This window comes from Bacillus sp. FG16 (assembly GCF_057809515.1).
The window spans coordinates 1-13302 of sequence record NZ_JBMDKC010000128.1; the positions used below are offsets into that span (position 1 = coordinate 1).

A 13302-nucleotide genomic window follows, 5' to 3' on the forward strand; every position below is an offset into this window, starting at 1 on the left:
TATGTTTTGCTGATGCATCGAAAGCAAAGCGTGAATTAGGCTGGGAGGCAACACGCGGATTAGAAGAAATGTGTGCAGATTCTTGGAGATGGCAATCAAATAATAAAGATGGCTATATTAAATAACAGCTTTATTATTTCAGTGTGCCTACCGTAGGTGTTTGAAGTATGTGTCTATACTTATAATGTAGTATAAATTAACTAGTCGTAAGCTTGAAAATGTAATTATGAGGAAAGTAGGTATATAATGAATTCAATTTTAATCTGTGGCGGAGCTGGTTATATTGGTTCTCACGCTGTGAAAAAATTAATAGACGAAGGTTTATCTGTAGTAGTAGTAGATAACTTACAAACTGGTCATGAAGATGCAATTACAGAGGGGGCAAAGTTTTATAATGGTGACCTTCGTGATAAAGCATTTTTAAGAGGTGTTTTTAAACAAGAAAATATTGAAGCGGTTATGCATTTTGCAGCTGATTCTTTAGTTGGGGTTAGTATGGAGAAGCCTTTGCAATATTATAATAACAATGTGTATGGTGCACTTTGCCTATTAGAGGTAATGGATGAGTTTAAAGTAGGTAAGTTCATTTTTTCTTCTACTGCTGCAACGTATGGTGAGGTAGATGTAGAACTTATTACCGAGGAAACGGTGACGAATCCAACAAATACGTATGGAGAGACGAAGTTAGCAATCGAGAAGATGCTTCATTGGTATAGCCAAGCTTCAAATTTACGTTATAAGATCTTTAGATACTTTAACGTGGCTGGTGCAACTCCAAACGGTATTATTGGGGAAGACCACCGTCCAGAGACTCATTTAATTCCTCTTGTGTTACAAGTGGCGTTAGGTCAACGTGAAAAGATTATGATGTTTGGTGATGATTATAATACACCAGATGGTACTTGTATCCGTGACTATATTCATGTTGAAGATTTAGTGGTAGCTCATTTCTTAGGGCTTAAGGATCTACAAAATGGTGGAGAAAGTGATTTCTATAACTTAGGAAATGGTAATGGTTTCAGTGTAAAAGAAATCGTTGATGCAGTTCGCGAAGTTACAAACCATGAAATTCCTGCTGAGGTAGCACCGCGCCGTGCGGGGGATCCAGCACGTTTAGTTGCTTCTTCTGAGAAAGCGAAAGAGAAATTAGGATGGGATCCTAAGTATGTAAATGTGAAGACAATTATTGAGCATGCTTGGAATTGGCATCAAAGGAAGCCAAATGGCTATGAGAGTTGAGTGTAATAGTATAAAGAATTTAAAGTAATTATTTAAATTTTCTTATTCTAATTATCTGTATAATAAAAGGTTCCAAATGGTCAGATACTTAAAGGGTGGTTTCGATATCTATTTGAAGCCATCTTTTTTATATCTACTGATAGCAGATAGAGTTATGCTGCATCATATAAAACTTTATATTGAATGCAAGTGATTTAATTATTTCGTAATTCTTTTTATAGACTTAATGATTTTCAAAAAATATATTAGGAAGATAATTTGTAACCTTTGTAAAAGACATTAAAAGAAGTTAGGCGGTATCAAGAAGGCGATTTTTGTATTTAACAGAAGACATTTTCTTTAAGTTTCACTGATATCTATAATGATTATAGAATTTCATATAGTTTTTAATTTCTTATTTTAATTAAGTGAAAGATGGATAAGTTTTTATGAGCACTTCATCTTTAAAGTGCTCGAAAAGGATGTAATCTTGATTGGACAATTCTTTTTTAATCTCTAAATCGAAATATCTTTAATATAAATTCTTTCAACATTTAATCTTGATGTATTCTTTTCTCTAGCTGAATTTGGGAAGTAGCGGAAAAGTAATTATAGTATCCAGAACGTCCAACACTTACGGTTTTACACAAATATTTCAATATATTTTTAATAATAGAACGAATTAATAGGTACTTTTGATTAGATTGTAAAGTTATTTCTGTCCACATCTGTCCTTCCGAAAGTTTGATCTGTTTTAACAATTTATTTGCAGCCTCGTATAAGTTTCATCCGGCTTCTAAACATGCGTAATTCTTTTCTAATGTAAATTCCTTTTTGACTTTCTTCCTAAGTTTTCCTTACATGTGTCTTTTAAAGCCAATTATATTTAAGTTAATATCGGGTTTAGAAAAAACTTTAAAAATCATTGAAGGTGACTGGAAAATTTAGTGAAAATTAATCAGGATATTAAACTGATTAATGGCAGTATTACTAATATAGATGAAAAAATAGATACGATTGCAAAAAAGGACTGAATAGTAAAATTATTAAGGGAGCGATAATCAGATTTACTATTACTAAATAATCGTGTAGTCTAGTTGGAGGGAGGAACAGGAGGCGAATAATATGGCGAAAATATATGAAATGATAAAGACTATTAAAACTGCTATCTATGGACAAGATGTTGGATCCTCATTAGTTGACGGTTTAGAAGCAATTAATAAAGAGACTGAGAAGGCAACGCTTTTATCGAGTGAGATAGAAGGAAAGCAGTCTATTTTAGAGAAGAAATACGACAATCAAATTTCTAATATGACGAATGAAAATCCATCTATTAGTGAAATGGTGGATTTTAGAACGAGTGGAAACACTGGTCAATCGTATGTTACTGCAGGAAAAAGGGTAGATGCATTAGAAGCTCAATTATTTAAAGGGAAAAAAAGAATACAAGTAATTAGCCATTCAACCGGGATTAATATTGAGGAATTTCCTAGGCTGGAAGGAGAGCAAGATGATAGTCCTAGGTTTAAAAGGGCTATTGAATATTGTATTCAAAATGAATTAACTGAAATCAGACTACCTAATAAAACATATTATGTACTCCAATCAATTAATACCAAAGGAATAAAATTAGTTGGAGTAGGAAAACCGTTTATACCGCTCTTGGATTGGGAATATACGAGACCTTGGAGTAATGAAGACAAGTACATGGAATATAGAAATCGTTGTAAAGGTAGTATTATTACTACAGATGCAAATATCTCCATATTTAGTAGTGGCCTAACGGCTAAAAATGTAGGGATATTTGGTAATTTACGATCCAGTGTCGGAAGTGGTATAGAATCTACATCAGCAAATAAAGCGGAACAAGAAATTGATTTATATAACTGTATAATTGTAGGTTTTAAAGATTGTGGTATTAAATGCCTTCATGGGGTGATATCAGCTTCAATTCAAAAAACAATAATTGCTCAAAATGGTAAAAACGGTATATTGATAGGTAGAAATCCTATAAATTATACTGGGGAAACTAATCTGCTTAATATTCAAGATTCATTTATTATTAGAAATGAAAGTCATGGGATTTACGGGGATATAGCAGGTAGAGGGATAATTATTCAAAGAACAAGTTTCGAATATAATGGAGAACCTTCAGATCCTAACAGGCAATCTCCTAGTAATATTAATGAAGTTGTTTTTGGTTGTGTACTTAATCTGTATAATGCTGGTGGTTTTACAAATGGGGCATTAGACTTTAGTAATAATTATTCAGAAGAAACATATGGACTTTTGAAAATAAATGCATTTGAACCAGTGTATGGAATAAAAATTGTATCAAATATGTGGAAACCATATGATAATTTACACTATTCATGTGGTATATCTTTGGATGGTTGGATTTCAGGTGTAACAATTGATAACAATAATTTTCATACAATGTTTGATTATGTTCTTTTTGAGAAATTAAATAACATTAAAAATGTGAAAATTGACATTCCGTACAATGGGTTGCTTTTAAATGATGTTAGACCGACCATCGAAAGTAGGAATATTGGTGACAAAACCTTTCTAAGTTTTAACTCAGATGCAATTGAAGAAGTCGCGTCATTAAGAGCGGGAACTGTAATTGAAGTAGATTATGACGCTAATGTGAATGTAACATGGATTAAATTAAACACTAGCAAAGAACCTTCTTTCAATTTCGGAGCGGACGGAACTGTTAATGAAAATGTTGGTTATCTTTTGGTGATAGATGAAACTTTTTATGGGTTTATCCAACTATATTCGGCAGGAAATCAATTATGGCAATTGAGAGGAAATAGAACAAGTTTAGGAATTGGTGATGGAAGTGTGAAACTATATAAAGTTGGAGGGGTGCAAACGGTAGATGGATCAGGGAAAGTAAGAAAAATAGTCATTGATTGGGATGGTCAGGTTCTAGGAAATGGACGTTAAATAATATTTGTAGAACAAAAGAGGGACAAATAATCTGTACCTGTTGTAAAGAGTATTTTAAAAAAGTAGACGGTATCAAGAAGTCGATTTCTTTATTCAACAAGATTCACCTTCTTGATAGGAAGTACCCATCCATTTCCTGGTGTTACCACACGTTGTAGACCGATTACATTGATACCAAATCCACATTCTTCAAAATAGTACGAGGCTATTTTCCCTTCTTATAGTTATAAAAAAACGAATCATGTTTTTGTCCATGATTCGGAGTATAGCTCATATTGAAGAATTCATAACATCTTTTAGATTGAATTTTTCTTTATTATTATGCTTTAATAGTAGATTTTTTTGGGGATATGTATTTTTTAAAGAAACCTGTAAAGAAATTTCGAATTTCTAAATCGATAATTACAACAATCAATGCATATACAAGACAAGTGACAGTTAAAGCTATTAATGCAGGCATATTAATAAATAGGAAGCGGTACAAAATATAGCTAATTATAAATGATATAAAATTAAATATAACGCCATTAAACAATAGATTAAATCCCTTATGAATAAAGAAAGAAAAACCTAATAGTAATGAAATCTCTGTTATAATTGCTGCCATTGCTGCCCCCATCATACCTAAATAGCTTCCTAATAGAATATAACTAGCTATCGCGATACATAATCCTAATGACATTGTTATAGTTCTCTTCCATTGCTTTCCTATCGTAGTTAGGTTGTCAGCCAATGGGTAATTTATAGACTGAATTATAACCATAAATGCTAAAATTGCCAGTGCTTCTCCTGCAGGTTCATATTTTTCTCCTAGTAAATTGATAATCCAAAAGCTAGGGTCAGCGATAAAAGGAATTGATATTCCAATACCTAGAAAGGACATCAATTTTAATTCGAAATACGATAATTTCCTATGTTCCACAGTATTATTTTCATTTCCAAATGCGAATAATCGAGGATAGAAAGCTGTTGCAATTACACCCGGTATTTGGTACAAAACGGATGGTATTTTTGCTGCTGCCCCAAAAAAGGCAATATTATCGTAGGTAGTTACTTTTTCTAGTATGATAGGTCCTAAGGAAGGGAGTAACATGATAATAATCCCATTTATTGTAAATACAAGTAATTGGTTAGTAATTTGCTTATCCCATCCTTTATGAATGGTCGTGTAACGAGTAACCATAATAAAAGATATAAGACCCGCAATTAGACTTGATGTTCCATACATGGCGGCCGTCATTGTAAGTGACCATTTAAGTGTCATCCCTAATAAAAGAGAAATAGCGGCTGTAGTTCCTTGGACGACAGAAATAATAGCAGTAAACTGCATACGCTCTGTTACTTGAAAATAGACTGTTCCAATACCTTGGAAGGTTGCTCCAAACATTGTTGGAAGAACGACTAAATAGATAATAGTTCGTAGGTAAGTATCGTCATAGAAAAAGTGTGCAAAAATGATAAATAGCAATGATAAAACAACAGCTAAAGTTAAGCGGATTCGTAAGTAACTACTTATGAGTATACTAATGTTTGCGTTTGGTTTAGTTCCTTCGCGCATAAAGGTATGGGTTAAGCCTGCATCAGTGAAATAGCAAACCACAGCTGAAATAGCAAGAGCAATAGTGAATATACCATAATCAGATGGAGAAACATACCTAGCAAAAAGAATAGTTGCAATTGCTAAAGTGAACCGAACTGTGATATTGCCTATAAATAAATAAGAAGCATTTTTAAGAATTTTATTATTTGTCATTGGAACACCTTTCTATCTTTAAATAAAACAAGTTATTTAGACGAAAATAATTTAAAGCGTAAGATACATAATTTCACAAGAAGCTTGATACTATTCATTTTATTTAGTAAATAGATTCTATGACAATATTTTTTTAAATCGGTATTTATTTGATTTATTGTCTCCTGTGCAGGATTTGGAGCTAGCATATAAGTATAGGCACTATGTATTATTGTAAATGGAATAAGATAAGTGTCTAAAATACGATTAAGCTGATTAGGATTAGGTGTAATTAAATTAGAATTGTTTTCTTTAATCCACATTTTTATCCTTTGATATACTTCTAATTCTATAGTAGTTTTCAACTTGTAATCACTATACTTAGATGAGAGATTCCCTTCGTTTAAAATACGGTAGTCTGTCAAATACTCATCAACATAGCAGACATTGGTAATACTAGTAAGTTTAAATAAAAATTCTAAATCCTCCCCCCCAACTGCAACCAGGTGTGAATCGTATATTATTATCTATAAGAAGAGACTTTTTAAAAATCCATGTGCTTGTTTGAGCGATAACTTGGTGCCCTAAATATGCAGATGCTATATCACCTTTTATAAACTTAGTGGCAATGGCAGTTTTGCTTTGGGTTAATTCATAAAAATAAGAATGACCGCAGTAACATGCATTCATTTTATTGGTGTGCATGCTTTGAATCTGTTTTTCTAGTTTAGTTGGCTGCCATAAATCATCGCTATCTAAAAAAGCGATATATTCACCAGTTGCATTTTCAATTCCGGTATTACGTGCAACAGAAACGCCTTGATTTTGCTGGTGGATATAATGGATTTTATTAGGATGAACATTTGTGATTTCCTTCACAATAGAAGCGGAATTGTCTGTACTGTCATCGTCAATAATTATAATTTCAATATTTGTATAGGTCTGGTTTAAGATAGACTGAATCGTTTGTTCAATGTATCTTTCTGCGTTATATAGAGGAACAATAACTGATACGAGTTGATTTTTATTTAACATGGAAATACCTCTCTTTAGTCGTGAAAAATTATATTGTAAAGCTATGGAAGTTTATATAGTAATTATTTGTTTTCTGTATTATTGAATATAGTATAGTCTTCCTAACAATAATATAATAATTTATAAGTCATATACATTTTAAAGTAGGAGAACTTATGGAACACTTTTATAAGTGTACATTATATAAACTTTATAAATCAACTACAGGATGCGTTATTAGTGAAATAATAGATATGAAGTGATAGTGGGAAATTAGTATCTTTATTTTGAGGCATAACAACTTAAAATAGATATAGTTTTAAGGAGTCTGCGTATATTCTATATTATTTGCTATTCCCGACATTTTTGTTTATGTGAATAAGAGCCTGTTGTTATCTCATATACCTCTTCTTTTGTGTGAGACCGTATATTAGATTTATATTTTTGAGTGGATAAAAAAACAATAAGAAACGCCTTTATCAAATTATTTTAATTTTGATAAAGGCGTTTCTTATTTTGCTGTGCTGGCTTGGATCCTTTTAATATAAAGAAGTTCATTCACTTAGAGTGTGTAGCTCTTTAACATATTGGTTTATAATTTTTTTGAAGTTTAACACCGTTGAAAAACATCCGAATCATAGGATGTTTTCTTATGAAATTAGATATTAATAGGCTTATAGATATACCTATTACGGTGTATAGAATCCAATGAGAGAGAAATGGATATGGTAGTAGTTTATTAATGAAAATTAGTAACCAAAAAACAGCAGTATGGAATATTAATATATTAATTGAATTTTTACCAAGAAAAATAAATAGCTGGCAAAAAATCTTGCTTTTTTCTATTAATTGAGAAAAGTACAATGTGAGTATGCTGCCACAGATTCCATTCATGTAAAATAGTATAAGATTTCCATATATCCTATTATTAATATCTACAAAACCATTTATAGGATTGATAATGACAAATAAAATAAGAATTGGGATTAAAAATTGGGAGCGAAACTTTAATTGTTTGAATATATCGTGGGATTTAAGTTTGTTTCCGATGAATAAGAAAAGTTGTACAATTAGTGCTATGTCTAATCCCCACGGTAAATGGATATGGTGGCTAATAATAAATCCAATGATTCCTATGGAGAGAAAACAAATTATTTGGAGCACACTAGAATAGTTTTGAATGTATTTCATAATAGATAAAAAGATTACTTCTGAACAAAATAGACAAACTAAAAACCAGAGGGGAGTATTTACATATAGTTGCTCACCATTCCCGTAAAAAATCCCTAATATAGGTTCGTACCAATAAATATCATTATCAGTCCATAGGTTTTGACGTAATAACCAAATGACATAGAAGACTATACAAGCTGAAAAATAAGGAATGAGAAGCCTCCAAATTCGGCTGTTTATAAAATTGTTAAAATTATTGGTATGCTTTGTGATATTTAATAAGTAGCCAGACACCATAAAAAATAGAGGCATACGAAAAGCTGAGAAAAAATTATTAATCTGTGAAGGAACTTCGGTATGTCCCATAACTACTAATGAAATAGTAATACCCCTTACGATATCAATGGCTTGTATTCTTGCAGTATTGACTGTGTTGTTTTTCAATAATGATTCTCCTTGCTGTATGAGTTTAACCAAATTGTATTTTATCTAATTAATTATTTTGAAGCAATAATATTTTTATAAAAATATTATTATATATATGGAATTCATGCGAAATTTAAGGTTAATGAGAAAATTGATTGTTAATGTTAATAACAATCACTTTCTACTAGTGCAAAGGGTGCTACAGTTATGATTCAACCATCAAATCCAGTTTATGGTGCGAAAAATTATCCGAAAGCGATTGAAGCGTTAAAACAATTTGCGACGCAAAATAATTATACATATATTGATCATTGGGGAGCATGGCCAGATGCATCGACAAAGGCTATCCTACCATATTTAAAAGAAGAGTTTGGTTTCCCAACTGCTAAAGGTCATGAAGTTTGGGCACAATATGTAACGGATTATTTTGTAGCTAAATAATAAAAGGGAAGAGGGTATCGTCGACAAAATATGTTCGACAATACCCTCTCTTTTTTTGTACGATTTTTGCTATACTAAACTGTACTATAATACATGGTGGAAGGAGGAGAATGATGAAAATACTTGTGGTTGATGATGAATCGAGTATTCGTAATTTGATTCGGATGCAGTTGGAGATGGAAGGTTATGAAGTATTAGCAGCGGCTGATGGGAGAGAAGCTTTAGAGCGATGGAATGAAGGACCGGATGTATTGATTTTGGATGTTATGCTTCCGGATACGGATGGGTATGAGTTGCTTCGTTTGTTTCGTGAGAGGGATAGGGATATTCCGGTGCTTATGTTAACGGCAAAGAGTCAGATGAATGATAAGTTGCTTGGATTGCAGCTTGGTGCTGATGATTATGTGACGAAGCCGTTTAATTATGCGGAGCTTATTCTTCGGGTTAAGAATATGGCGCGGCGTGTAAAGAAGACGGAGGCGGCTGTAAGTCATGAAGTAATTGAGGCTGGAGAGATAGTGATTTGTCCTAAGGAAAGAAAGGTACATGTGAGTGGACAAGAGATTCAGTTAACGTACCGAGAGTTTAATTTATGTCAGTTGTTTGTTTCAAATCCGCAGCGTGTGTTTATGAGGGATGAGTTGCTTGAGAAAGTATGGGGATTTGAGTATATCGGAAATACGAGAGCAGTTGATATTATGGTGCAGAGACTTCGAAAGAAGCTTGGGACGAGCGGAGAATATATTAAGACAATTTATGGCGTTGGCTATAAACTGGATTGTTAAGTGGTGATGGAATGTCTTTAAAGCGAAATATGGTGTTTGGAATAGTTGGGCTGTTAATTCCGATTTTTGTTCTTTTATATGCAGTTGTTTATATTACGTTAGAAAAGAATATGTATCATAACGCAGCAGATTCTTTAGAAAAGTTAAGTGTAGAAGCACAAATTTATACGATGAATTATTTAGAGAAGGAAGCAGAAGTGGATACGCTTGGTCCTAATTCACTTTTAATTGCGTCGTATTTAGCGAAGCGTATGGATGTCCGTGTACAGATGATTGGGAAGAATGGCGATGTTGTTGCAGATACACAAAAAGGAGCATTGCTTCACCGTAACATCGACATTGAGAGTTCCTTGAAGGGAAAGAAGTCTTATGTTTTTGAGGAGGCGGATCCCGCTCCCATTCTTTTGTTTTCAAGCCCGGTGTATTATGGAAACGATGTCATTGGAAGTATTCGTTTTATAAATGAGTTAACGGGTGAGAAGGAAGTTTTAACAAATGTGAGCTGGACATTCTTAATGGCGTCTCTTTGTTTGGTGGCTACCGGTATTTTCTTTGCGATTCGTTTGGCGAAGTCTCTTCATAAACCAATTGATCAGTTGAGACAAATGGCACAGAGGCTCGCGAATGGTGATTATAAGAGTAAGATTGAGTTAAATGAGTACGTGGAAATTGCTCAGCTTTCCGCATCTTTTAACGCGATGGCTGATGGAATTGAACTGCATATTAAGCAATTGCAGGAGGAGAAAGAGAAGCAGAAAGATTTCCTAGACCGCATTACGCATGAGCTAAAAACACCGCTAACGGCAATTATCGGTTATGTTGATTTAATTCCGAAGTTACAGTCGAAAGAAGATGTACAGGAAAGTCTTCGTTATGTATCTGTGGAAAGTGAGCGTTTATTATCACTTGTAGAGGAACTGCTTAAGTCTTCGAAATATGGGAAGAGTACGTTTGAAGTGTCTCCTACAGTTGTGAATATAAAGGAATTGGCAGAAGAAGCAGTTTCAATTGTGAAGCCTCGCCTAAATCAATTTGAAATTGAAGTGATAAATGAGTTAACGGATGTACATGTTGTTGCGGATTTTGATAAGACGAAGCAAATTTTCTTAAATGTACTTGATAATGCAATTAAGTATAGTGATGCTTCGCACATTCGTATGAATGTAATTGTGAATGAGTATGAGGCGAAGGTTTTTGTTCATGATGATGGGATCGGTATAGATGAAGTGGTGCTTGCAGAGTGGAATGAGTCTCCGAAAGGAAAGGCACTTCCGTCTAGTTACGGGAATGGTTATGGTTTGTATATTTGTCAGGAGATTATGAATAAGCAGGGCGGAAGCATGCGGATTGAGAGTAGTGAAGAAATAGGTACTACAATATTCATTACATTTTTGCTTCCGAGAAGGATGGAAGACATAAAAAACTTGAAAGCGGTTAAATGATACATTTATGAAACAATTATGCGGTATTTTCGAAACAACGTTTTTTTATCTTGGAGGTAGGCAGAAATGAAAAGGCTATCATTTCAAATTCTTATGTTTGTCATTTGTATGATTGTTTCTCTTGTTTTGTTTTATGTTATGGAGAAGCAAATATATAATCGAATCAACATTGTAAATGATAAACAAGCCGTTTTACAAAGGGTGAATGAATCTCTTCCAATTGAAGTGAAAGTAAGACATGAAAAGTGGGGAGAAATTGTTGTAACGGATGAAGTTCGTTTGCATACGATTGTTTCATTCTTTGACCGAATTCGAATAGAGCCAGGTGACGTTAAGAGCAAAGAACAAGTATTTACTGGAGAAGTAACGTACTTGAATGGACATAAGCGTACTTTTGCAGTAGGTGACTTGTTCCAGTATGGGGAAAATGTATACGGAAAGAATGGCATGGATCCGATGATTTCAGCACTTCAAACGTATTTATTAAGCCTGTATTACACACCAGAGCGTATTAGTGATTTCTTTGCTTCAGCAAAGGATGTCGTAGTACGTCAAGGCGATGTGGTACGTACTATCAATCTTACGCATATACTTGATTCTATTCGATACGCAAAGCAAATTACAGATTACGGAGAAATTCAGAAGTTATTACAATCGCAGAATGAACCGATTGCTTATATTACAGCTTATAAAACAGGTAAGCGTGTAAAGAATGATCGTGAAGATATTCTTACGATTTCTGTGTATCCATCGTACTTTGTTGTGCAATATCTCGGTGATAATAACGGTAATGTCATGTATATGAAAGGCTCTCTAGCAGAGTTATTCGTAAAGGAGAATGCGTCATGAGAAAGATAGCCTTTTTCTTCTTTTTGCTAGTAATTGGAGGAGCGATGTCTAGTTGCTCTCGAGATACAACCTCTATTAAATATAGTAAAAATGGTCTCCCTATTTTGGATGATCGTCATATTGTTGCGTATGTAGCGGCTCGTGAGGAAGTTGGTGAAGCGTTACTTTCATCATTTTGTAAGCCGCGCGGATGTACGTATGAATTTATTCGTCTTTCAACAGAAGAACTTCTTCGTAGAGTGGAAGAAGAAGCTGGAAATCCGAAGGCGGATATTATTATTGGCGGTACAGTAGATGCGCATCAAATGATGAAGCAAAAAAATCTTTCTATTCCTGTGATAAGTCAACATGCAAATCGTATTTCAAAAACTGTTAAAGATAAAGATGGTTATTGGTACGGTTATGAAGTGGAGAAGCTGGCAATTGCGATTAATAAAGAGCGGTGGAACGAGGAAATAGCGCCGCTCGGTCTCTCGTATCCGTTAAGATGGAAAGATTTATTGAATCCAGTATATAAAGGAAAGATTGTCATGCCCGATCCAAATGTTTCAGGTACAGCATATACGTTTTTTCAATCACTTATTGATACGTTAGGTGAAGAGGAAGCGAAGGAATATGTGAAGAATCTGGCAGAACAAGTTGGAGAAGTAACAGTGAATGGTTACATCCCAGCAGAACTTGTTGCGAGTGGTGAATATATGATAGGCATCAACTTTATGGGAGATCAGAGAATGCTTCAAAAACAAGGCTTTCCGATTTTAAGTAACGAACCTGAGCAAACAGGGTTATCTGTTAATGCGATTTCTAAACTAAAACGTGCACCGAGTGGTATTATTGCGGATTTATTTATTGATTATTGTTTATCAGAAGAAGCGGGGCATATTTTAGAAAAGGTATCGTTTGGCGTACCAACGATGTTTGCGAAGAATGAGAAAGAAATAGAAGGACAGCCGGTTAGAAGGACGAACCAAAATATATCAAATAGCGGAATAATCGAGATATGGAATAGACAGCGTCTCTCTCTGAAGTGAGAAAAGGAGACGAAAATATATGTTTAAATGGCTCAAGCCAGCACCTGCAATTGAAAGATTGCCAGCGGATATGATCGACCGTGTATATCGATTACTACGTATTCGTGTGTTAATCGGGATTTCAGTTGGATATGCTGCTTATTATTTAGTTCGTAGTAACTTTACGTTATCAAGTACGTATTTATATAAGTTCCGTTTAATGTTTTAACATCGATAAAAGTGTCTATACTGCT

At 33.8% G+C, this 13302-nt stretch carries 8 protein-coding genes and 5 pseudogenes; 9 read left to right on the plus strand and 4 right to left on the minus strand.

Annotation, left to right across the window (positions count from 1 at the left end; genetic code table 11):
* Together ACODS7_RS28410 and galE are read left to right on the plus strand one after the other, a co-directional pair.
* Nucleotides 1-125 (plus strand): annotated as a pseudogene (locus ACODS7_RS28410) (UDP-glucose 4-epimerase); the annotation flags it as partial.
* 121 nt (nucleotides 126-246) lie between these two features.
* Nucleotides 247-1239, plus strand: coding sequence for a UDP-glucose 4-epimerase GalE (galE, locus tag ACODS7_RS28415; protein ID WP_243168978.1), 993 nt, complete (start codon nucleotides 247-249; stop codon nucleotides 1237-1239).
* 289 nt (nucleotides 1240-1528) lie between these two features.
* Here galE and ACODS7_RS28420 read toward each other — a convergent pair.
* Nucleotides 1529-1633, minus strand: a pseudogene (locus ACODS7_RS28420) (IS3 family transposase); the annotation flags it as partial.
* 710 nt (nucleotides 1634-2343) lie between these two features.
* Here ACODS7_RS28420 and ACODS7_RS28425 point away from each other — a divergent pair.
* Entirely contained in the window at nucleotides 2344-4173 is a 1830-nt protein-coding gene (locus ACODS7_RS28425) for a hypothetical protein (RefSeq protein ID WP_243168977.1), read from the plus strand.
* A gap of 322 nt (nucleotides 4174-4495) precedes the next feature.
* Here ACODS7_RS28425 and ACODS7_RS28430 read toward each other — a convergent pair whose 3' ends face one another.
* From ACODS7_RS28430 to ACODS7_RS28440, 3 genes and pseudogenes are all read right to left on the minus strand, one after another.
* Nucleotides 4496-5929, minus strand: a complete 1434-nt coding sequence (locus ACODS7_RS28430; protein WP_243168976.1) for an oligosaccharide flippase family protein — start codon at nucleotides 5927-5929, stop codon at nucleotides 4496-4498.
* 32 nt (nucleotides 5930-5961) lie between these two features.
* Nucleotides 5962-6943: pseudogene (locus ACODS7_RS28435) on the minus strand (glycosyltransferase family 2 protein).
* A 558-nt stretch (nucleotides 6944-7501) separates the two neighbouring features.
* Nucleotides 7502-8539 (minus strand): acyltransferase family protein, encoded by a 1038-nt coding sequence (locus tag ACODS7_RS28440; protein WP_243168975.1) that lies wholly within the window; start codon nucleotides 8537-8539, stop codon nucleotides 7502-7504.
* A 153-nt stretch (nucleotides 8540-8692) separates the two neighbouring features.
* On the opposite strand from ACODS7_RS28440, the pseudogene ACODS7_RS28445 reads away from it, so the two are divergent.
* The 6 genes and pseudogenes from ACODS7_RS28445 to ACODS7_RS28470 all read left to right on the plus strand — a co-directional run.
* Nucleotides 8693-8962: pseudogene (locus ACODS7_RS28445) on the plus strand (SGNH/GDSL hydrolase family protein); the annotation flags it as partial.
* A gap of 113 nt (nucleotides 8963-9075) precedes the next feature.
* Nucleotides 9076-9747: a response regulator transcription factor gene (locus tag ACODS7_RS28450; RefSeq protein ID WP_000699553.1), complete on the plus strand. Its 672-nt coding sequence runs from the start codon at nucleotides 9076-9078 to the stop codon at nucleotides 9745-9747.
* Nucleotides 9748-9758: 11 nt separating this feature from the next.
* Nucleotides 9759-11189 (plus strand): HAMP domain-containing sensor histidine kinase, encoded by a 1431-nt coding sequence (locus ACODS7_RS28455; RefSeq protein ID WP_043315574.1) that lies wholly within the window; start codon nucleotides 9759-9761, stop codon nucleotides 11187-11189.
* Between the two features lie 66 nt (nucleotides 11190-11255).
* Complete coding sequence (locus ACODS7_RS28460) at nucleotides 11256-12038, plus strand: DUF3919 family protein (protein ID WP_043935852.1); 783 nt, start codon at nucleotides 11256-11258, stop codon at nucleotides 12036-12038.
* Nucleotides 12035-13069 (plus strand): ABC transporter substrate-binding protein, encoded by a 1035-nt coding sequence (locus ACODS7_RS28465; RefSeq protein WP_001225641.1) that lies wholly within the window; start codon nucleotides 12035-12037, stop codon nucleotides 13067-13069. The genes ACODS7_RS28460 and ACODS7_RS28465 overlap by 4 nt, the downstream gene beginning before the upstream one ends.
* Before the next feature lie 19 nt (nucleotides 13070-13088).
* Nucleotides 13089-13253, plus strand: a pseudogene (locus ACODS7_RS28470) (MFS transporter); the annotation flags it as partial.
* Nucleotides 13254-13302 lie beyond the last annotated feature (49 nt).